At 49.4% G+C, this 21,877-nt stretch carries 20 protein-coding genes and 1 tRNA gene; 16 read left to right on the top strand and 5 right to left on the bottom strand.

The features are described from left to right. The first annotated feature begins 107 nt into the window (after window positions 1-107). From truA to C8E01_RS19055, 5 genes are all read left to right on the top strand, one after another. A complete protein-coding gene (gene truA / locus C8E01_RS19035; protein ID WP_116545047.1) occupies window positions 108-875 on the top strand; it encodes a tRNA pseudouridine(38-40) synthase TruA in 768 nt (255 codons plus the stop codon). Between the two features lies 1 nt (window position 876). Further along, window positions 877-2,184 carry a cystathionine gamma-synthase family protein gene (locus C8E01_RS19040; RefSeq protein WP_116545048.1) on the top strand — a complete coding sequence of 436 codons (1,308 nt, stop codon included), beginning with the start codon at window positions 877-879 and terminating at the stop codon, window positions 2,182-2,184. Window positions 2,185-3,105: 921 nt separating this feature from the next. Beyond that, window positions 3,106-4,875 carry an ABC transporter ATP-binding protein gene (locus C8E01_RS19045; protein ID WP_116545049.1) on the top strand — a complete coding sequence of 590 codons (1,770 nt, stop codon included), beginning with the start codon at window positions 3,106-3,108 and terminating at the stop codon, window positions 4,873-4,875. Continuing rightward, complete coding sequence (locus tag C8E01_RS19050; protein WP_116545050.1) at window positions 4,872-5,396, top strand: GyrI-like domain-containing protein; 525 nt, start codon at window positions 4,872-4,874, stop codon at window positions 5,394-5,396. The genes C8E01_RS19045 and C8E01_RS19050 overlap by 4 nt, the downstream gene beginning before the upstream one ends. Before the next feature lie 84 nt (window positions 5,397-5,480). Continuing rightward, entirely contained in the window at window positions 5,481-6,089 is a 609-nt protein-coding gene (locus C8E01_RS19055; protein ID WP_116545051.1) for a TetR/AcrR family transcriptional regulator, read from the top strand. A 145-nt stretch (window positions 6,090-6,234) separates the two neighbouring features. On the opposite strand, the gene C8E01_RS19060 is transcribed toward C8E01_RS19055, so the two are convergent. Further along, complete coding sequence (locus tag C8E01_RS19060) at window positions 6,235-6,654, bottom strand: helix-turn-helix domain-containing protein (RefSeq protein WP_116545052.1); 420 nt, start codon at window positions 6,652-6,654, stop codon at window positions 6,235-6,237. A 136-nt stretch (window positions 6,655-6,790) separates the two neighbouring features. Then, window positions 6,791-8,575 (bottom strand): ABC transporter ATP-binding protein, encoded by a 1,785-nt coding sequence (locus C8E01_RS19065; RefSeq protein ID WP_116545053.1) that lies wholly within the window; start codon window positions 8,573-8,575, stop codon window positions 6,791-6,793. Between the two features lie 150 nt (window positions 8,576-8,725). On the opposite strand from C8E01_RS19065, the gene C8E01_RS19070 reads away from it, so the two are divergent. The 9 genes from C8E01_RS19070 to C8E01_RS19110 all read left to right on the top strand — a co-directional run bounded on the left by C8E01_RS19070 (window position 8,726) and on the right by C8E01_RS19110 (window position 15,772). Next, a complete protein-coding gene (locus tag C8E01_RS19070; protein ID WP_116545054.1) occupies window positions 8,726-9,826 on the top strand; it encodes a Glu/Leu/Phe/Val family dehydrogenase in 1,101 nt (366 codons plus the stop codon). Between the two features lie 208 nt (window positions 9,827-10,034). Next, on the top strand, window positions 10,035-11,207 hold the full coding sequence (gene nusB / locus C8E01_RS19075) for a transcription antitermination factor NusB (protein WP_116545055.1): 1,173 nt from the start codon (window positions 10,035-10,037) through the stop codon (window positions 11,205-11,207). Between the two features lie 79 nt (window positions 11,208-11,286). Beyond that, window positions 11,287-11,592: a YtxH domain-containing protein gene (locus C8E01_RS19080; RefSeq protein ID WP_116545056.1), complete on the top strand. Its 306-nt coding sequence runs from the start codon at window positions 11,287-11,289 to the stop codon at window positions 11,590-11,592. Window positions 11,593-11,594: 2 nt separating this feature from the next. Beyond that, complete coding sequence (locus C8E01_RS19085; RefSeq protein ID WP_116545057.1) at window positions 11,595-12,593, top strand: isocitrate/isopropylmalate dehydrogenase family protein; 999 nt, start codon at window positions 11,595-11,597, stop codon at window positions 12,591-12,593. 25 nt (window positions 12,594-12,618) lie between these two features. Continuing rightward, window positions 12,619-13,158, top strand: coding sequence for a DUF1573 domain-containing protein (locus C8E01_RS19090; RefSeq protein ID WP_116545058.1), 540 nt, complete (start codon window positions 12,619-12,621; stop codon window positions 13,156-13,158). Between the two features lie 32 nt (window positions 13,159-13,190). Continuing rightward, the gene (gene yajC, locus C8E01_RS19095; RefSeq protein ID WP_007655023.1) at window positions 13,191-13,493 is read left to right on the top strand and encodes a preprotein translocase subunit YajC; all 303 of its coding nucleotides are present in this window, start codon (window positions 13,191-13,193) and stop codon (window positions 13,491-13,493) included. A 12-nt stretch (window positions 13,494-13,505) separates the two neighbouring features. After that, complete coding sequence (locus C8E01_RS19100; protein ID WP_116545059.1) at window positions 13,506-14,483, top strand: YbbR-like domain-containing protein; 978 nt, start codon at window positions 13,506-13,508, stop codon at window positions 14,481-14,483. Window positions 14,484-14,487: 4 nt separating this feature from the next. Next, window positions 14,488-15,105 (top strand): dephospho-CoA kinase, encoded by a 618-nt coding sequence (coaE, locus tag C8E01_RS19105; protein WP_116545060.1) that lies wholly within the window; start codon window positions 14,488-14,490, stop codon window positions 15,103-15,105. Between the two features lie 196 nt (window positions 15,106-15,301). Next, window positions 15,302-15,772, top strand: coding sequence for a hypothetical protein (locus C8E01_RS19110; RefSeq protein WP_133242798.1), 471 nt, complete (start codon window positions 15,302-15,304; stop codon window positions 15,770-15,772). Between the two features lie 224 nt (window positions 15,773-15,996). On the opposite strand, the gene C8E01_RS19115 is transcribed toward C8E01_RS19110, so the two are convergent. Beyond that, window positions 15,997-16,071 (bottom strand) — tRNA-Val (locus C8E01_RS19115). 203 nt (window positions 16,072-16,274) lie between these two features. Between C8E01_RS19115 and C8E01_RS19120 the strand changes: the two genes are divergently transcribed. Further along, window positions 16,275-18,773: an AsmA-like C-terminal region-containing protein gene (locus tag C8E01_RS19120; RefSeq protein WP_116545062.1), complete on the top strand. Its 2,499-nt coding sequence runs from the start codon at window positions 16,275-16,277 to the stop codon at window positions 18,771-18,773. Window positions 18,774-19,173: 400 nt separating this feature from the next. Here the strand turns inward: C8E01_RS19120 and C8E01_RS19125 are convergent, their stop codons facing one another. Further along, window positions 19,174-20,400, bottom strand: a complete 1,227-nt coding sequence (locus tag C8E01_RS19125) for a Glu/Leu/Phe/Val dehydrogenase dimerization domain-containing protein (protein WP_116545063.1) — start codon at window positions 20,398-20,400, stop codon at window positions 19,174-19,176. 438 nt (window positions 20,401-20,838) lie between these two features. Here C8E01_RS19125 and C8E01_RS19130 point away from each other — a divergent pair, with 438 nt between their 5' ends. Further along, entirely contained in the window at window positions 20,839-21,147 is a 309-nt protein-coding gene (locus C8E01_RS19130) for an ArsR/SmtB family transcription factor (protein ID WP_076421268.1), read from the top strand. A 168-nt stretch (window positions 21,148-21,315) separates the two neighbouring features. On the opposite strand, the gene C8E01_RS19135 is transcribed toward C8E01_RS19130, so the two are convergent. Then, on the bottom strand, window positions 21,316-21,723 hold the full coding sequence (locus C8E01_RS19135) for a hypothetical protein (protein WP_133242799.1): 408 nt from the start codon (window positions 21,721-21,723) through the stop codon (window positions 21,316-21,318). Window positions 21,724-21,877: the final 154 nt, after the last annotated feature.

A 21,877-nucleotide genomic window follows, 5' to 3' on the forward strand; every position in this document is an offset into this window, starting at 1 on the left:
GTTTGTTTGCTATCAGCCACTTGCTGAGCAAAGAAAAAAAGAAGAAGACTACTACCCTAGTTTGGAGGCTGCCTGTACACAGGCAGCCTTTTTTGCTATCTTTGCCCATGCGCTACTTTCTGGAAATAGCCTATGACGGCACCCGTTTTCATGGTTGGCAGGTACAGCCCAACGCCCTCTCTGTGCAGGAGGTACTCGATGATTGCCTGAGCAAAGTGCTGCGGCAGCCCATTAACTCCACAGGCAGCGGCCGTACCGACACGGGCGTGCATGCAAGTCAGCAGTTCGTGCACTTTGATGTGGAGCAGGAACTGGAACCCGAGCAAGCGGTCTATCGCATCAACCGCCTCTTGCCGGCTGACATTGTAGCGAAGAACCTATACCTGGTCACCGACGAGGCCCATGCCCGTTTCGACGCGTTTGAGCGCACCTACCACTACCACATCATCTTAGCCAAAGACCCCTTCAAAAGATACTACGCTACCTACCTGCCGCGTTCCGTGGATGTAGGGAAAATGAATGAAGCGGCTGCGGTTTTGCTTCGTTACGAGGATTTTACGACCTTTAGCAAAGTCAAAGGCGACACCAAACACTACCGCTGCAACATGTACGAGGCCGTGTGGCAACAGCAAGGCGACGAGCTGGTCTTCACGATCCGGGCAAATCGCTTCTTGCGGGGCATGGTGCGATTGGTGGTAGGCACCTTGCTGGATGTAGGCCGGAGAAAGCTCTCTGTGGCCGATTTTGAGCGGATTATCGCCAGTCAGGACCGCAGCAAGGCCAGTGGAGCAGCGCCTTCCGAGGGGCTATACCTAGCCCAGGTGTTGTATCCGGAGCATATTTTCAAGACTTCACCCAAAACAAACCCTTTATAGCATGCAATTACCAGAAGACCAGAACGGTCCCCATCTAAACGGCAAACACCTGCGCCCTGAAAGCTTGATGATGAGCTACGGGTATAACCCGGAGTGGTCAGAAATGGCCGTCAAGGCGCCGATTTACCAGACTTCTACTTTCGTTTTCAAGAACGCGGAAGAGGGCAAGGCATTTTTTGAACTAGCGTATGGCCTGCGTGAGAAGCACGCCGAAGAGCAGCTCGGCCTGATCTACAGTCGCCTCAACAACCCCGACCTTGAGATACTCGAGAACCGCCTGCGTTTCTGGGACGGTGCCGAAGAAGCGGCCGTGTTTGCCAGTGGTATGGCCGCGATCAGCACCACGCTTTTGGCCTTGCTCAAGCCTGGCGACCTGATTCTGCATAGCGAACCCATCTACGGCGGGTCTGACTACTACATTAAAAACATCCTGCCGAAGTTCGGCGTGAAGAGCATGGGCTTCCGGGCTAACACCCCGATAGAGGAAGTAGAGCAAATGCTCGAGGAGTCCGGTATGGCCGATAAATTGGCGATGGTATACCTGGAGACTCCAGCCAACCCAACCAACCACCTGGTAGACATTGAAGCATGTGCTGCCATGGCCAGAAAGCACTCAACTGCCGACAAAAAAGTAGTAGTAGCCGTGGACAACACCTTCCTGGGCCCCGTGTTCTCACACCCGCTCAAGCACGGCGCTGATTTGGTGCTCTACTCTGCTACCAAGTACATCGGCGGTCACTCCGACCTGATCGCAGGCGCCTGCGCTGGCCCGGCTGATCTGATGAAACAAGTGAAAGGTATGCGTACCTTCATGGGTTCCATGGCGAGTCCGTGGACAGGCTGGATGCTGATGCGCAGCCTGGAGACGCTGAAAATCCGGATGGAGTGCCAGGCACGCGGCGCAGAAGTGGTAGCCGCTTACCTGAAAGAGCATCCGAAAGTAGACAAGATTTACTTCCTCGGCTATCTGCAGGACAATCCGCAGCAGCAGGCCATTTACGACAAGCAGTGCAAGGCAGCGGGTTCCATGATCTCGTTCGACATCAAAGGTGGTGAGAAAGAAGCCTTCACCTTCCTGAACAACCTGAAGTTGATCAAGCTGGCCGTAAGCTTAGGTGGCACCGAATCGCTGGCCGAGCACCCTGCCTCTATGACCCACTCCGATATTTGTCTGGCCGACCGTGCCGTAATGGGTATAGGCGAGGGCATGATCCGCATCTCGGTAGGTGTGGAGCATCCTGAGGATATTATCTCTGACATCGCGCAGGCGCTCGAGAAAGTAACTGTGCCTGCGGAAGCGGAGGTATAGGTATAAGACTTAATCTGATCGAAGCCCTTCCTTGGTTTTCAGGGGAGGGCTTTTTTGTGTCCTCACGGGTAAACGCTATACCTGATAAATCCCGAAAATCCTGATGCAAAAACCATTAACTTTGCAAGCGGTTAGCATGTAGTATCCGTAAGGGTATAGCTACGGCTGGTTTATGGCGCGAGTGTCTGGTATGGTGGGATCGCTGACCCGGGTATAGGTATAGGTATAGGTATAGCCTACTTTGCACTGTGGCTAATGCTTTTTGCAGGTATAGCAACTAGTACTGTTTTATAGCTTCGCCTGTGCGGCGGGCACTTCCTTTTTGTCTTGACACAAAAAGGAAGCAAAAAAGTCAAGACGCTCCAAACTCGCTGAACGCTCAAACAGTGGAGCGCCGAAAGGTGCACCTGGCTAATGCTATAACTTCGTAGTTTCAGTGCAAGTTAGTCTTGCTATATCTGCCAGTGGACTGTGCTACAGGGCTTATAGCTTCGAACTGGCAGTAGCAGAAGCTCCCCTTCTTGGATAAGGAGGGGTAGGGGTGGTTGGACCCGGTAAAGCAAAGGAATTATTGCAGCTACAGGGTTTATACTTCCGAGCTTGTAATACCTGAAGTCCCCCTTTGGAGGAGGCTGGGGGAGGACATTCTTATTCAGAAAACTGAGGCAACGATGCCTATACTTGTAAAATGGCAGCAGCTAGTTCCCCTCTTGAGAGGGGCAGGGGTGTGTTCATCGTGCGCAAACTTAAACCAGCTACTGAGCCATTCCTGTGAACTAGCCGTGGAGGAAAATTCCCTGCCTTAGACAAGGAGGGGCTAGGGGTGGTTGGATACAGGATCTGCGAGAATCCTGATTCAGACAACAGGAAAGGGATAGGGGCTTCAAACCCCGAAAACAAACAAAACCTGAAAGAACAAATTTGGAAGATAAACCACAAAATACAGGCAAGGTATTCGATGCAGACGTCATCCGGCGGCTCTTCACGTTTGTGACGCCCTACATCCGGATCTTCTACTTCATTGTGTTCCTGACGTTTGCTTCAGCTATTTTAGCTGCGGTGCGCCCTTTCCTGATTCAGTATACCGTTGATAACGAGATTCTGCAGAACGACTGGGAGGGGCTGAACAAGATGTTCGTGATACTTGCGGTGCTCCTGGTGGGGCACGCCATTGTGCAGTACCTCCATACCTATTTTGCGGGTTGGCTCGGGCAGCACGTCGTGCGCGACATCCGGGTGCAGCTTTACCGCCACATCCTGAACCTGCGCCTCAAGTTCTTCGACCGCACGCCCATCGGTACACTCGTGACCCGCAATGTCTCGGATGTGGAAACACTCTCCGATGTGTTTAGTGAGGGACTAGCTGCCATGATCGGCGATATCCTGCAGCTGGTGTTTATCCTCGGCTTCATGTTCTACATCGATTGGGAGCTGGCGCTGGTGAGTTTGTCTACTTTCCCGATCATGCTCGTCAGTACTTACATTTTCAAAGAAAAGATCAAAGACACTTTCCAGGATGTGCGTACGGCCGTGGCGCGACTCAACTCGTTTGTGCAGGAGCATATCACAGGTATGAGCATTGTGCAGATCTTCAACAATGAGAAGCGCGAGATGGAGAAGTTCAAGGAGATCAACAAGGAACACACCCGCGCCAATGTTCGCTCAGTGCTTTACTACTCGGTCTATTTTCCTGTGGCTGAGATCATCGGAGCGGCGGGTTTGGGTTTGCTGGTGTGGTATGGCGCCCATGGCGTGATTGACAACGACGTGTCGCTGGGTACGCTGATGGCTTTTATCCTCTACATCCAGATGTTCTTCCGCCCGATTCGCATGATCGCCGACCGCTTCAATACCCTACAACTGGGCGTAGTGAGTACCGAGCGCCTCATGCGCCTCCTCGACAGCAAAGAGATGATACCGGATAATGGAAATTATAAACCGGAGAAGATAAAAGGCAATGTGGCGTTCAAGGATGTGTGGTTTGCTTACAAAGACGAAGACTGGGTGCTGCGCAATATCTCGCTGGATGTGAAGGCGGGCGAGTCGGTGGCGTTTGTGGGAGCCACGGGTGCGGGCAAAACCTCGGTAATCAACCTGCTCAACCGGTTCTACGAAATAAACAGCGGCCAAATCCTGATCGACGGACACGACATCAAAGAATATAACCTGGATGTGCTGCGCCATCACATCGGCGTGGTGCTGCAGGATGTGTTCCTTTTCTCGGGCACCATCGCCGATAACATCAGTTTGGGTAACAAAGCCATTACCGAAGAGCAAATGTGGCACGCCGCCGACCTGGTGGGTGCCCGCAAGTTCATCGAACGCCTGCCGGGCGGGTTGCACTACCAGGTAATGGAGCGCGGAGCCACGTTATCGGTAGGCCAGCGCCAGCTCATTTCCTTTGTGCGGGCTATGGTCTACAACCCTGAGATCATTATCCTCGACGAGGCCACTTCCAGTGTCGATTCCGAAACGGAGGAGCTCATACAGTACGCCATCGACCAACTCATGCACGGGCGTACGTCCATCGTCATCGCTCACCGTTTGTCCACCATCCAAAAGGCTGATAAGATCATTGTGATGGACCGGGGCGAGATAAAAGAAATGGGTAACCACGAGGAATTGCTGCGCCGCGACGGTTACTATGCCCAACTCTACCACATGCAGTACAAAAACATGATCGACTTATGAACAAGAAATTCTTGTTAGTGATGCTCGTGCTATCGGCCATCGTAGCGGCTTTTTATGCCTATCTGGGAGGTTTCAGCTCTGCAAAAGTATCGGAAGTAAACTCAGAGCAACTGTACATAGCGGGCCGTGCTTTCAAAGGTTCTGTAACAGATAATCTTCTCAACGACAACTTCCGCAGGGCTGCAGAGGTGCTCGACAAGAACGAGCTGGAAGGCGGCATGCTGGGCAACATCTACTACAATAACCCGGAAGGGCGGGCTGACAGTGTAAATGCTTTTATCGGCGTGATCATACCAGATAGCTCGGTGCAGTTGCCGGCCGACTATGAGCTGCGGGTGGTGCCGGGTGGCCGGCGTGCCCTGCGCGGCGAAGTGAACGCCCACTACATGCTGGCACCCAACAAACTCTACGAGGCCATTTTTGACTACGCCAAAGAGAAGAACCTAGAGTTGGAGACTTTCTACGTAGAGTGGTTCCCCGAAGACCACCAAGGTATAGTGGAGGTTCCGATAAAGGAGTAGCTTGCAGGTATAGATTATCTCCCTATATTTGATGAAAGGGGAGTGGCAACACCTTTCCCCGTGGAACGCTAGCAAAAGATCAAATTGGGCAAAAAGGCAGAGGCAAAAAAAGAGCTGATACTGGAGGCAGCCAAGTCGGTGTTCGGTAAACTGGGTTACAGCAAAGCTACGCTGGACGACATAGCCCATGCTATTGGCCTCAAAAAGCCGACGCTCTACTACTATTACAAAAGTAAAGAGGTCCTCTTTATCGAGGCTTTTTCACAAGAGTGGAAAGACAGCCTGTACCGGATCAAGAAAATAGCCGAACAGGAAAAAGACCCACGCGAACGCCTGTTGCGTTACATCCGCTCCTCACTTCGGTATTATCAGGAAATCGTAACGCAGCACACCATTTCCATCCAGGTGCTCATCGAGACGCGCATTATGTTTCAGGAGCTGTTCAAGGAATCGCGCGCCAAGGAGACGAATTTCTATGCCTCTGTTATCAAAGAAGGTATAGCCAACGGCACCTTCATCAATTGCGAAGCTGAGCGGGTGGGCTATTCTATTATGGTGGTCAAAGACCTGATTCAGTTCGAAGAGTTCCAGCGCGCCCAGTTCCACAACCTGCCTTCCATCGATTTCGAGAAAATAGAAAGCGAAGTGCTGTTTACCGTGAACCTGATTCTGGAAGGTATACGGGTTAAGTAGACGGCCTGAACTTTCGAAATAGAAATGCCCCAACCTAAGCAAGCCGCTTAATTTGGGGCATCGTTATACCTGGCCTGTTCGGGCGTAAGACTTCGTTAAGTAAGATAGTGGGCTTGGGCGATGGGTGGCCCGGAGATGCAGGAGCCTAACCCTGCGGGTGACTGGCCTTATATTCATCTAGTTTCGCCTTTAGCGCGTCCACATCGGCGTGGTGGCCTTTGGCAACTTCGGCGGCGTCGAGCTCAATGAGCATGTTCTGCATTTGCTTCAGGTAGGCGGCTTTGTCTTTTTTGAGGCACCCTTTGTGATTGTCTTTGCAGGTGCCATTCTCATCCATGGGTTTGAACATACTGCCCTCGCCATAAATAAGCCACTGTGTGTTCAGGTCAGGGAAATTCTTCACGATGGCTACTAATTCATCAAGAAGGTAGTTTTTACCTGATAGTATGTTCGAAAGCACCGATTCGTCGCTGCCTGTCATCTCGAGGAGCTGTGGCATTTCCAACTCTTTAATGCTGGTATAAAAACGGAATCTTTTGCCGATTTGCTGTATGTCAATAGCCATAGATAGAGATTTAGGAGGTCATATAAACTTGCTATACGTACCTATAACAGTTTCTGTATCAAAAAATTCCCAAGCCTCTAATGGCGTGTTGTTAAATAGTTGACTTTCAGGAGGTAACCAGACAGGGTGTTTGTGGCTATTGTGAGTCCTCGGCCTGCAGTTGGCGCTCGTAAAGCACTTTATACAAGCCCTGTTGCTGTATCAACTCTTCATGCGTGCCGTGCTGCACAATCTCCCCGTCATCAAGTACCAGAATCTTATCTGCCAACTTAACAGAAGACACCCTGTGTGAAATAATGATGGAGGTGCGGTTCGCCATGATGCGGCGCAGGCTGTTGAGGATGGCGTTTTCCGTTTTCGTGTCCACGGCCGAAAGCGAGTCGTCGAGGATGAGGATGCTTGGCTCACGCACCAGCGCTCTGGCAATGGAAACCCGCTGCTTCTGGCCGCCGGAGAGGGTGATGCCGCGCTCGCCTAATTTGGTGTCGAACTGCTCGGGGAAGCGCATGATGTTCTCGTATACGTCGGCATCTTTGGCGGACTGCACCATTTGCTCCTCCGTGATGCTTGGCAAACCGAAACCGATGTTGTTGCGGATGGTGTCGGAGAAGAGGAACACGTCCTGCGGTACATAGCCAATCTGGCTGCGGAGACTCTCCAGGTTATAATCACGCACATCCACACCGTCGATAAGAATGCGGCCGCTGGTGATGTCATACATGCGGGGCAGCAGGGTAGCGATAGTACTCTTGCCCGAGCCGGTGTTACCAATCACGGCCAGTGTCTCGCCGTGGTTGATGCGGAACGAAATGTTCTTCAGCGCATGGATGTTCGTGTCAGGATACACAAAGTCCACGTTCTCGAACACGATATCACCCTCAATTGGCTTACTGATGTTCTCGCGCGACACGATATCGTTCTTAGTATTCAGGAACTCATTAATGCGGGCCTGAGAGGCAGCTGCACGCTGCACCAAACTGGCCGTCCAGCCGAGCGAGGTAACGGGCCAGGTGAGCATGTTCACGTAGATGATGAACTCAGCAATGTTACCGGTCGTGATGCTGCCGTTCATCACCTCCTGGCCGCCAATGTATATGGTTATGATCGTGCTCAAACCCACCAGAAACAGCACCAATGGGAAAAAAAGCGAGTTTACGAAGTTCAGTTCCAGCGACTTGTCCTTGTAGTTGTTGCTGGCTTTGGTGAAGTTGTTGTGCGAATCGTCTTCCCGGACAAAGGATTTGAGCACCCGTATACCCGAAAAAGCCTCCTGTACAAAAGTGGTGATGCCGGAGAGGCTGCGCTGTATCTCATCAGACTTGCGCTCAATGATGTTGTTGACGTAGTAGATGCTAATAGCCAAAATCGGCAGCGGAATCAAGGTATAGAGCGTGAGCTTTACGTTCACCGACAGCATATAGGGGATTACCATCAGGAAGAGGATGACCAGGTTGAGGCCATACATAATGGCCGGGCCAAGGTACATGCGCACGCGGCTCACATCTTCAGAGATGCGCGACATCAGGTCGCCGGTGTTGTTTTTGCGGTAGAAGCTGAGTGGCAGGCTCTGGTAGTGCTCGTAAATCTCGTTCTTGAGGTCGTTTTCGATCAGGCGACTCATCACGATAATTGTCTGACGCACGAAAAACAGGAAGAGCCCACGCAGCAAAGCCATCACCAGAATGATGACCCCATACACCAGAATACTGCTGGCAAAGGTCTCGTATACCGTTTCCTGCTGCGCCATGCCCTCAAACAGGTTGTGCAGGTTGATGCCCTCCTTGATCAAATTAAAGGCGTGGCGCACCACCTGGGCAGGCAGAATCTGGAAAAAGTTAGATATGATGATGAATACCAGGCCCCAAAGAAGACGGTATTTATACTTGAGTAAATATTTGTTGAGGTAACGGAGTGATTTCACAGCAAGAATATGAAGCTCAGAGGCTTTTACGTAGACTTATCAGGTTCAAATTGAATTAATCAAAAAAAGAATTAATTTTGCAGCACGAAAAACGGGGTATCTGTTGCCTCGCTTCTACAAAGATAGAATAACCCTTAATCAAAATCATAAATGGTCGAACTAAAAGAAGTTGAGCTGAAGAAAGATAAGTCGGTCTTCGGTCAGATATCAGAGCATAACCATGAGAAAGTAGTTTTCTGCCACGACAAAGAAACTGGCCTGAAAGCGATCATCGGTATCCACAATACTGTACTTGGCCCAGCGCTGGGTGGTACACGTATGTGGTCGTATGCTTCTGAGGCTGAGGCGTTGGACGATGTACTGCGTCTTTCAAGAGGTATGACTTACAAGGCCGCTATCTCTGGTCTGAACCTGGGTGGTGGTAAAGCCGTGATCATCGGCGATGCCAAAAAAGACAAAAGCGAGGCTTTGCTTCGTCGTTTCGGCCGTTTCGTGAAAAACCTGAACGGTGCTTACATCACAGCTGAAGACGTGGGGATGACCACCAAAGACATGGAGTACATCCGCATGGAAACAGAGCACGTGTCTGGCCTGCCTGAGTCGATGGGCGGTGGCGGTGACCCATCTCCGGTAACGGCTTACGGTACCTACATGGGTATGAAAGCCGCTGCCAAAAAAGCTTTTGGTTCTGACTCACTGAATGGCAAAAAGATTTCTGTACAGGGTGTTGGTCACGTAGGTGGCTACCTGGTAGAGCTGCTTGCCAAAGAAAACGCTCAAATCTTCATTACCGACATCTACGAAGACCGTCTGCGTGAGGTGTCTGCCAAGTACAACGCCAAGGTGGTAGGCATGGACGAGATCTACGATCTTGACGTGGACATCTACTCTCCGTGCGCGCTGGGTGGCACGATCAACGACAACACACTGGGCCGACTGAAGAGTAAGGTGATTGCCGGCTGCGCCAACAACCAGCTGCGCGACGAGACGGTGCATGGTCCTGCTTTGACAGAGAAAGGCATTCTGCACGCACCTGACTTCCTGATCAATGCCGGTGGCCTGATCAACGTATACTCTGAGCTGCAGGGCTATAACCGCGAAAGCGCCTATGCCCAGACAGAGCGTATCTACGGTTTTACACTCGATATTTTCGACAAGGCCGAGCAAGAAGGCATCTATACGCAGCTGGCTGCTACTAAAATGGCAGAGCAGCGTATCAACAGCATCAGCAAAGTAAGGTCTACTTACTAAGCACTGCCTTCCTGATCATATTCAAAACAAAAGTGCTGCATTAATCTGTGGCACTTTTGTTTTACTACAGTCCATTTTTATTAGCGCGCAGGTTCGCCTTTGCGTATACCTTTACCAGCGGCAGCTATACCTGTCTGCTGCTTTTGGTGCCAGTGCACCAACCATAGTAAAAACACATATCAACCAACACGTTCTTTAAAATACCATTATGCTCAACCGCAGAACACTTCGAATCAAGGCTATGCAAGCCATTTATGCCTACAAACAGGCCGAAGGTTCGGATTACCAGCTGGCACTCGACCAGATAGCAGAAGACTTCGCACCGGACCTGAATTCTATGGAAGTGCAGGACCGCAAGCTGCTTGAAGGCCGTAAGCAAATTGCGCAGCTGCTCTTTAAGGAATGGCACGAAACGGGCCAGTTCGAAACAGAAGAGACCGACAAAGAGATAATTGAAGCGGTAAACAGAGCTATAGTAGCCTATAAGAATCTCACCAAAAAAGACTACAAGCAATACAGCAGCCAGATGATGAGCGCCGTGGAGCGCATCTATGACCATTACCTGGGCACCCTGCAGATTCTCGAGCTGATCAACGAGCTGGTAAAAGATGAGGAGGAGAAAAAGGAGAAACGTTTTACGGCCGCCACTGGGCCCGATGTGAAGCGCTTTCTGAACAACCGGGTGGCGCAGCGCATCCTCACCAACAAATCGTACCAGCAGCACATCATTCGTCGCAACATCAGTTGGGGCTCCGACATCAGTGAGATTCGCCTCGTTTATAAGAATATCCTGAAGCAGGATGAAGTGTTTCTGAACTACCTGGCGCTGCCTGAGCCTACGCTTGAGGAGGACCTGGAGGTGGTGAAACATATTTTCAAAAACATTATTTTTAAAGAAAAAAACTTACAATCTTTGTTTGAAGAGCAGGATTTGAACTGGGTGGAGAACAAATCCATCGTAAAAAGCCTGGTTAACAAGACTGTCAAGATGTTTGGCGAAGAGACCGAAGAAGAGCCCGTATTGTTGGATCTTTCGGCTAACTGGGAAGACGACAAAGTCTTCTTTGAGGAGCTCTATCACCAGACCCTGCAGGATGATGAAAAGTACGAGGCCATGATTGCCGCAAGCGTGAAGAACTGGGATGTGGAGCGTGTGGCCCTGCTTGACAAGATCATCCTGAAGTTGGCGCTTTGCGAAATGCACATCTTCCGAAGCATACCCGTAAAGGTGACCATCAACGAATACATTGAGATTTCGAAGCTGTACAGCACGCCTAAGAGCAAGCAGTTTGTGAACGGTGTGCTGGACAAGATGGCACAAGAGCTGACCACCAGTGGCGACATACGCAAGTCGGGCCGTGGTCTGATTGACAACAAATAAGGTATAGTACGTCTTTGAGCCCCGATATGCCGTAATAAGGGGAAAGACATACCTAATATATAAGTATAGAGATAATCTTATGAGTAAGACGACGAGCAATATACTGTTTTTCGTGTCAGGTGCCGCAGTTGGAGCCGTAGCTGGCATCCTGTTCGCACCAGAGAAGGGCAGAGAAACACGCAGCTGGCTAAGCTACCGCCTTGAAAAGTACCGCGACACCCTCTCAGACCTGCTGGAGGAATTAGTGGAAGATCGTAACCGCGTAACTTCAAGCGCAAAGTCTGAGGGACAGCGTGTGATACAGGACGCAAAAGACAAAGCCGAGAAACTTTTGGGCGATGTCGATTCACTTATCAACGAGATAAACAGCAGGAAAGAAATATAAACATGAGAGAGATTACACTGATTCCCGGCGACGGGATAGGACCAGAGATTACAGAAGCCGTTAAAGCCGTTTTCAGCGCTGCCAAAGTGCCTGTAACCTGGGAAGAGGAAAATGCAGGACAGACCACTTTCGATTCGATTGGTGAACTGATACCTTCTACACTGATTGCCTCGCTTAAGAAGAACAAAGTGGCCCTGAAAGGCCCAATCACAACGCCGGTAGGCAAAGGCTTCAAAAGCATCAATGTGCAGCTGCGCCAGATGTTCGATCTGTACTCGAATGTGCGTCCTGCCAAAACCACGCCTGGCGTAAATACCCGCTTCGATAATGTAAACCTGGTGCTGTTCCGCGAGAACACCGAAGGCCTGTACTCAGGACTGGAGATGTTCGATGAGCGCCTTCAGATCTCTGATTCTGTCGCCCGCCTGACGCGAGTTGGCTGCCGCAAGATCATCCGTGCCGCGTTTGAGTATGCCAACAAGCACAACTGCAAGAAGGTAACGGCGGTGCACAAAGCCAACATCCTTAAAAGCGCCGGCGCCCTGTTCCTGAGCGAAGCCAGCGAAATAGCGAAAGAGTATCCACACATCCAGTACGATGACAAGATCATCGACAACATGTGCATGCAGCTGGTGATCAAGCCAGAGCAGTTCGACGTGATCGTGACCACCAACCTGTTCGGTGATATCCTGTCTGACCTGTGCGCGGGTCTGGTAGGCGGCCTGGGCGTGGTGTCCGGTGCTAACATCGGCAACGACATGGCTATTTTCGAAGCCGTACACGGCTCTGCACCTGATATTGCGGGCCAGGGAAAGGCAAACCCAACCGCGCTGCTGCGCTCGGCCATCATGATGCTGCACCACATTGATCTGAAAGATGAGGCGAACCGCATTGAGACCGCTTTGGACGCAACGCTTGCCAACAGAGAGCAGTGCACAGGTGACCTCGGTGGCAAAGCTGGCACCATGGAGTTTGCACAACACATCATTTCGAAACTATAATCAAGCAAAAAGCTGTTTAACTGATATGAAAAAGAACTTCTTATTAGCCCTAGCGCTTGGCACTGCCATGACAGTGACCAGCTGCGATCAGAACAACACCACAGAATCGGAGGCAACTACTGCCGAAGCAACTTCATCTGTAGAACAGCCACAGGTGGTTGACAACCCGAACGTGGTGCCAACCAGCCAGACAGCCAGCACAGAAAACATGGCTGTGATGAGTTTCGCCTCAACCGAGTATGATTTCGGTACGATTAAAGAAGGTGAAGTGGTGGAGCATACCTTCAAGTTCACGAACACAGGCAAGTCGCCGTTGGTAATCGAGAGTGCGTCTGCTTCTTGTGGTTGCACCGCTCCTGATTGGACGAAAACTCCTGTTGCCCCAGGCGAAGAAGGTGAAGTGAAGGTACGTTTCGATAGCCGCAACAAGCCAGGCCAGCAGTCTCCGACTGTAACGGTTCGTGCCAATACAGAGCCTAACATCGTTCGTGTGTTCATGAAAGGCAATGTGACTTCATCCAGCATGCCAACTGCCGGCGCAGACGGTCCTGTAAGACTTAATTAATAAACCCGCTCTGAACGAGCACAACCTGTTTTATGCAAACGATATTCCTACAAGCCGCTCCAGACGGAGGCATGCTGCCTCAGTTGCTGATGTTCGGCGCTATTATCCTTGTTTTCTATTTTTTCATGATCCGTCCGCAGCAGAAAAAAGCGAAGGACCAGAAAAAATTTCGTGAAGAGCTGACCAAAGGTATGCAGGTCGTGACAATAGGCGGACTGCATGGTCGTTTAACAGCCGTAAACGATGACACCGTAGAGATAGAAGTAGACAAAGGTGTACGCCTTGTGTTTGAAAAATCTGCTATCTCGCTGGAAGCCACTGCCAAAGTGAAATAAGGATAAGACACCTTGTCGTTTGAGAAAGCCCGAAATATCATTCTATGGTTTGTAAGGCCATTTAAGCCCCAAACAGAGCACTACTGGCGTATTGTAGTGCTCTGTTTTGTGGCAGCCTCTACTTTCTGGCTGCTCAACGCCCTTAACAAAAGCTACTCTACCCAGACCACCTATCCGGTGCGCTTTGTGTACAACGACCAGCGCCTGGTTCCAATCAGCCCGCTGCCTGAAGAGGTAGCGGTAAATGTTACCGGCCGGGGATGGAAACTCCTCCGTAAAGCACTTAGGGTAGAAGTACAGCCCGCAGAGGTCTACATCCGTAGCCTCCCACGCAACAATTATCTGCTTGGCTCTGCCCTAAGACCCGCCCTGGTGAATGCCATGGACGGTCTGCAGCTCAACTTTGTTGTAACCGATACCCTTTTCTTTAACTTCAATGAGACGGTGACGCGCCGCATCGCACTGCAGCTCGACCCTACCCAAAAAGTAACAGGCGAACGACACGCCATGCTGCGCCCTGTTCGCATTGATCCGGATACCATTACCTTTCGTGGGCCATCCTCTATGGTCGATAGTTTGCCCAGCCCTTTTATACTGCGACTGCCGATCACCAACCTGACCGAGTCTGCGAAGATCGTGGTGCCAATCGAGTATGATAATAAGTCGCTGGTGAAGGCAGATATAACAGAAGCCACTGTTTCGGCAAGGATAAGGCCATTACAACAGCGTGAGCACCAGGTTGTGCCAGAAATGGTGAATGTGCCGTTAAATACCGAGGTAGCCCTGCGACCGCAGGTAGTGCTGATACGCTACCTCGCCCTCGAAGATTCATCAGCCGTTATTAATTCCGAAGCATTCAAGGCCATTGTAGACTTCTCCAGGTATAGTCGCTCCGATTCCACTGTGATTCCTGAACTTGTACAGAAGCCTGCCGGCGCCCGTAACATCACGCTTTGGCCCGAGCGCATCAAAGCTGTCTTAAAAAAATAACGGAATGCTCAGAATAGGTATAACCGGTGGAATAGGCGTAGGCAAAACCATTGTGTGCCGCGTTTTCCAAGTGCTGGGTATACCTGTGTATGATGCTGATACCCGCGCCAAATGGGTGATGCAACATGATACTGCATTGAAGCAGGAATTGCAGGCAGCCTTTGGGCAGGAAACCTATACCTTAGAGGGGCAGTTGAACCGTGCTTACCTGGCATCGGTTGTCTTCAACAACCAAGAACGGCTTGAGAAGCTAAATGCCCTGGTACATCCGCACGTAGGACTAGACTTTGAGCGTTGGGCTGAGGCCAATGCAAGCGCCCCTTATCTGATCAAGGAAGCTGCTCTGATGTTTGAGTCTGGATCGTGGCGTCAGATGGACGAGATCATTGTCGTGACCGCCCCATTGGATGTGCGCCTCAAACGTCTGCTCAAACGCGATCCACACCGCACGGAAGCCGATATAAAAACGATTATCAGTAAACAGCTGAGCGAAGATGAGAAGATAGCCCGGGCACAGCATGTTGTCTATAACGATGATCAGCAACTGATCATACCCCAAGTATTGGCGCTACACGATCGTTTCCTTTCCAAGTCAGGTATAAAGTCTGATATTGCTAGATAGTATCTCTAAGATTGCCCCTCTGCAGGTATAAAGTCAGTTATAGGTAAGTAGAATCTGTAAGCTCACCTCTATTCTGCCTGCATAGCTGCGTCCATAGCTTAACATTTAAAATGAAGAAAGCCTTCGAGAGAACAGAGGCGTTTCATTCTGCTATTTAGTTATCCTGAAAGGTTTCTGTCGTAAGTAATGCCAAAGAATGAAAAGTATTCTCCTTGTATACCTGTTTGTTGTATCAACCTTGGTATCGTCTGCCCAAGCGAACGAGGGCAATGAAATTTATTCAGAAGCCCTGAATCAGTACACCCTTCAATTAGATTCCCTGTATGCTGGCAACAGAAATCATGAAGGTAATACAATCTATTTGGAGATACCTGATTTTGTAAATGGTATACCAAATATGGTAAATGGATACCAGATTACTGTTCTGACACGAGAAAACATAAAGCAGGTATACAAGGCCAATAATAACAGCCTGATTCATACAAAGTTGTTCCCAATGAAAGTTGAAGGAGGAAGAATGGTAGTCAGTTTTATACCCTATAGCGGACTAAGAAAATGGAATGGGAACCTGCATCTGTCGCTTGGTAGTGGGGTGCAAATTCACTTTAAGTATGACTGCCAGAAAGAAAGCTTCGAATATGAAAGAGTAGTCAGTTGGGGAATATGACTTCTAAAGAATCTATTCATAATTCAGGCTTGGCATACCTTGTTCTCTGTTGGATAGCCTGTTCGAATGCAGGGTACGAGTTTTAGAACCTTCTCAGTAAATGTATATTATATTCGGTATCAGGTCGTTATTCAAGAGACTGATAGCGGAGTCAGGCTACTGAAACACACAAATTCAGAAAAGTATAGACATAAAAAAAGGACAACTTTGTAGTTGTCCTTTTGTGGGGCGTACTGGATTCGAACCAGTGACCCCCTGCTTGTAAGGCAGGTGCTCTGAACCAGCTGAGCTAACACCCCGTTTTTTCGTTTTAGAGACCTGTTGTCCCCGTTTGATGATGCAAATATGGGGTGTTTTTTTGGAACTGCAAAACATCTGATAAAAAAATCTTAAAAATTTTTTTCGAGCCATAACGCCTCTTGTGCACGTGTGAATACTGCAGTACCTTTAGCTTTTGTAAGATGCTTAAAATCTGAACTTTCTCTTGGGACGAAATCGTGTTGTGAAAAAAGTGCTATTTTATGTCGCCCTGGCAGCAGTGGCGATTACTGGCATTTCGGTAGGTCTGGTGTATGCGTATCAAGATAAAATAATCGGCCTTTTTGTAGCCGAAGCCAACAAACACATCACGACGAAGGTAGACGTCGGCAAAATTTCACTTTCTCTCTTCGAAAAATTTCCGCAGGTGGCCGTGGCGCTGGAGCATGTAAACGTACGCGAAGGTATAGCAGAGAGTGACTCCTCGCTGGCACGGGCCGAGAAGCTGTATTTTACGTTCAGCGTTTTCGATATCATCCGGGGTAGGTATGATGTAAAGCAGCTATACCTGGAGAACGGCTCCATACATGTGCGTGTGCTCAAGAACGGACAGGTCAACTACCATGTCATTGCAACTGATTCAAGTAACTCTTCCGGGGATTTTGCCTTCAATCTGGAGAAGATCAACCTGAGCCAAGTCGTTATACGCTACACCGACCAGCAGCTAAACCACTACATCGAAGCCGACGCGCAGCAACTGGTAGCCGCCATGGCGATCACAAACGATAACATAGCCCTCGAAACGAAGGGAGTCGCCAAAGTGGGCACTATCCGGATAGGTGAGAGCGAGTACTTCAGGGAGAAGTCTGTTGCGCTGCATACAGCCCTAACCATAGACCGGGCAGCGCGAACCATTGCTTTGCAGCCTTCGGTTGTGCAGGTAGAAGGTGCTGCCTATGAAGTTGGGGGAAAGATCGCTTACGGCGGCACAACAGAGCTTGACTTGCAGTTGCAAGGTAAAGAAACCAACATACAGTCGCTGCTCTCATTACTGCCCCAACATATTACGCGTGAGTATAGCCAGTATCGCAGCGAAGGAGACGTTTTCTTTAAAGGTACTGTAAAAGGCAAGGCGTCCGGCAAGCATAATCCAGAAGTTGCTTTTGAGTTTGGCGCCCGGGATGCTTCCTTCTTTCACCCTGACATAAAGCAGAAGATTGCGGGCCTGCATTTGGACGGATACTTCACAAATGGCAGCAGCAAGAGCGCTGCAACCTCGCTGTTGGAGCTAAAGAACCTGAGAGGTGTTCTGAACAAGCGCCCTTTTGAGGGAAGCCTGACTTACCGTAATTTTGAAAACCCCTACCTGGCCTTTAGTGCCAAAGGTATGCTGGATGTGAGCTATGTGGTTAGCCTGCTGCAGCTCGACGAAGTAAAAAGCGGAGGAGGCCTGGCAGATGTGCACATCGCCTTTGCAGGCAACCTAAAAGAGTTCAAGGCTAAGCCGGGCAACAGCACGCTCAATACCAGCGGCGATATTACGCTGCATAACGTAATGCTGAACCTCAAAGAAATGCCGATGCCGCTGAAAGGTTTGAATGGCAACTTCATTTTCAAAAAGAATGATGTGGCCGTGTCGGATTTCAAGGGCCAGTTGGGCGACTCAGACTTTGTGCTGAATGGGATGTTTCGCAACGTCATGGCCTGGCTGCTACTGGATAAGCAGCGCCTGCTCGTAGAGGCCGACTTCAGTAGCCAATACCTTAACTTTAACCAGCTGCTGAGCGAAGAGCTGAACACCCCGGCCGATGCCAGGCAGACTGGCAGTGCTTCCTACAAGTTTAACATCTCACCCGATATTGCCTTTGATCTGGTCGCCACCATCCGGCAAGCCAGGTTCAGGCGTTTCAGAGCAGAACACATCAAGGGTGAAGTGAAGCTGAGAAACCAAATCGTATCGACACCCAACATCTCTTTCAACGCCATTGGGGGCAACTTCGCCGTGCGGGGTAACCTGGATGCCCGCAACCGCGACCACATCAAGGTGAGCACGGCCACCAAGCTAAGCAACATGAGCGTCGACAGTCTGTTCTATGTGTTTGAGAACTTCGGACAGAGCTTTATCTCTGATAAGCAATTGCGGGGCAGACTTACAGCCAATATTGTATCGGACGTATACTTCGATAGCCAGCTCAATACCAAAACGGACCTGATGCAGGCCGAGATTGCCGCTACGGTGCGCGATGGCCAGCTGATCAACTTCGCCCCGATGCAGAAAATGTCGGCTTTCGTGAAGCGTTCGGAGCTGGCGAACATGAAATTTGCAGAACTCAGCAATAATTTCTGGATACAGCAGCGCACCATCTTCATCCCGGAGATGGACATTCGCTCCAATCTATCAGCTATACCTTCGGTATCTATTTCGGGCACCCATACCTTCGACCAGGACATGGACTACCGCATTAAGCTACCCCTTTCCAAGGGTGCCCGACCTGATCGTGACAGCGTTTATGGCGTTGTGGCCGAGGACACAGACGCGGGAAACAGCTCGCTTTTCCTGACTCTGCGCGGCAAGGAGAGTGACTTTAAACTGGCGTATGACAACGAGCGGGTACGTGAGAAAATCAAAACCGACCTGAAGCAGGAAGGCCAGGAGTTGAAAGAGCTGCTGCGTGGCAAAAAACCAGCAAAGCAAGAGAAGAAAGTGGAGCTGCAAGAAGGTGAATACTTCGATTTTGATTAGTCTAGGGAAGGGTAGGTCTAGCACAGCTATACCTGTTAAATGTAGGACGTCAGGCAGATATAGGTAGGGGGTGAGGATGGTAACGTGGGTTGTATTGTAAAAATTATATTTTGCTTACATCCTTTGTTAATGATCGTTTACAGTTCAAAAGTACGTGTTGGTTAAAAAAATGCTGTTTATTGTATAACCTGAGCGGCAATTGGTCGTTAGATAAAACAAAATTACAATAGTGGCGTGCACATATTTTTAAGATAGAAATAAAATTTACTGTAAGGCTCCTTGGTAAGGTCCAATCTTGTTAAGTAAGGCACTGCAGTTTGAAAATATAAGGGTGAAAAAAAAGCCGGAGTTTCTCCGGCTTTTTTATTTATCCCTGGGCCACAGAGGCGCTTATGTCGGGCTATAGCAGTTGGCTAAGAGCCAATTCAAAAGAGGCCTTAGCTATCTCTGTTTTTGACTGATTTTTAGTGTGTGTCTTTTCCAATGCCTCACGGATAACACGGGAGATGTCGTGGAAGATGGCATCGTCTGTAATCTCCACCTCGTTCTCCATCAGATAAGCAAACACGCGTGCCATGCCGCAGTTGGCGACAAAGTCAGGTATAACGGATATGTTTTGGTCGGCAAACTCGCCGGTAGGACCAAAAAAGATCTCCGGATCCTGGAATGGCACATTGGCCCCGCTGGATATAACCTCCAGGCCGCTGGTGATCATTTGCTCGAGTTGTCCGCGTGTTACCAGGCGCGATGCGGCGGCAGGTATAAATATTTCGGCTGGGAGTGACCAGATGCGGTTGTTCATCTCTTCGAACGGGATCAGGTTGTCAGCATAAAGCGTGTTGCCCTGACGGCCCAGGAAAAGCTCCCTGATCTCTTCAAAAGAGAAGCCTTCTTCTTTGATCAAGCCACCTGTGCGATCGATGATGCCTACAATCTTAACGCCCTTGCCAGCCAGGTAAAAGGCAGCGGCGGCGCCAACATTTCCCCAGCCTTGTATAATGGCGCGCTTGCCCTCATACGAGCCGCCCCAGATGGTATAGTAGTGGCAAACAGCCTCGGCCACGCCATAGCCGGTAATCATATCGGCCACGGTATACTTGCGAGCTGCAGCCGGGGTATAGGCTGGGTCTTCAATCACTTTGATCACGCCTTGGCGCAACTGACCTATCTTATTTATCTTTTGGGGTTCGGTGGCATTGAAGTGGCCGCTAACAACGCCTTCCTGCGGGTGCCACAAGCCATAGTCTTCTGTAATCGGTATCACTTCGTGTATCTCGTCCACATTGAGGTCGCCGCCAGTGCCGTAGTAGCTCTTTAGTAGCGGAATAACGGCCTTGTACCAGCGCTCCAGCACACCGCGCTTGCGAGGGTCGGCCGGATCGAAGTTTATACCTGACTTGGCTCCGCCGATGGCTGGGCCAGATACAGTAAACTTCACTTCCATCGTTTTAGCCAATGACTCTACCTCGCGTTTGTCCAAACCTTTGCGCATACGGGTGCCACCACCAGCTGCGCCGCCGCGCAGCGAGTTGATCACCACCCAGCCTTCGGCTTCGGTTTCAGCGTCTTTCCACTCAAATACTATTTCAGGGCGTTTATTCTCAAATTTTTCGAGAAGCTCTTTCATGGGTTTGTTTACAGTTAAGGGTTTACAGACCCCAAAGGTACAAAAATACCCCGGAGCTAACAGGGCTGCGAGAATCCAGGCCGCTCAACAGTATGGATTGCACTGTACAGGGAATACGCGTTATGACACCGGATTTTTAGGCAATGGTTTCGCGTGTTGGACAATTCACGGAGGGAGTCAATAAGGGGAGGGCCATATAGTAATCTATCAACATTAAGTATTTCATATATCCAATTTTAATTTTTATACGTACATCTACTCAATTCAGCATTCAGGATGTGTCTGACAAGGAGTGTGTTGTGTTATGGGAGCCTTCAGAAGAAAATTTTAAAATTCCTTTGAAGCTACATCAGCCAAATGTCGTTGTTGTCGTATATATCTTAATATGAATTGTATTGTTTAAATGTATGTAGAAACTGTTAGGTATAATTATTAATTATGAAAAGTTTGTTATCTAGAATTGAATCTAAGAAAATAGATAAGGCGGCAGCCATGCTGAAAGTGTTGGCGCACCCGAAGAGACTGGCGATAGTGGACTTGCTCGGCAAGGAAGATAAAATGACTGTTACGGAAATTTATAAGTATCTGGACCTGCCACAGGCTATTGCTTCCCAGCATTTGATTACGCTGAAGGATAAAGGAGTGCTCTCTTCTTTTAAGGTGGGCACCAAAATTTACTACTCACTTGCTATTCCAAAGCTGATCGATGTGATTGATTGCCTGGAAGAATGTTGCATTGATATTTAGTGACCCGCCTCGGTACTGTTGTGCCGAATATTGCATCTATAGAAAAGCCAAAGGTCTCCGTTCCCTTCATAAAAAGAAGCAGACGGGGACCTTTGGCTTTTTATACACTAAATAAAACAGGCGGTTCACGAAGTACCGCAGCGAAGAAAATGCTTGTAGGTAGTAAGGCTACAATAAAATTTTGTCGCTTGCGTCCTGCTGTTTTTTCGTTTTCGCTCCCTTTTTGATCGGAGCAGCGGCTGCCTTTTCTTTTTTCATAGCCTTCTCAACTTCACGCTTCAGTATCTCGTGGCCTTCATGTGTAGTGGCGGCAGAAAGTGCCACAGCATCCGTGCGGCGCATCACACGCGAGGAAGTAGAGGCAACATGGGGCTTTGAAGTAGCAACCCACTTAGCATCCGCATCTGCGTATGCATCAGCCGGCTTATCGGCCACCATTCTAAAGTCTGACTTCTGGATTGGAGCAATGCCATCATTGGCAATGTCGCGCTCCGTCAGCATAAAGGAGTGACTGGTACAAGAGCTGAGTAGCAGGACAACAGTAATAAAGGATAGGAAAGTAGAGATGTTTTTCATTTTTACTGCACTAAGGGTGATAAAGAAGGTTTTGTTTGCCGCTGTTCTCTTAGCTTGGATCGGGTGTTTTTCTAATTAAAGCAAATAACTTATTTGAATATTTATATGTGCAAAGATATGTATAAATATTTATATGTTCCAAGTTTTAACATAA

Origin of the sequence: Pontibacter virosus (assembly GCF_003096355.1) — a bacterium.
GTDB lineage: Bacteria > Bacteroidota > Bacteroidia > Cytophagales > Hymenobacteraceae > Pontibacter > Pontibacter virosus.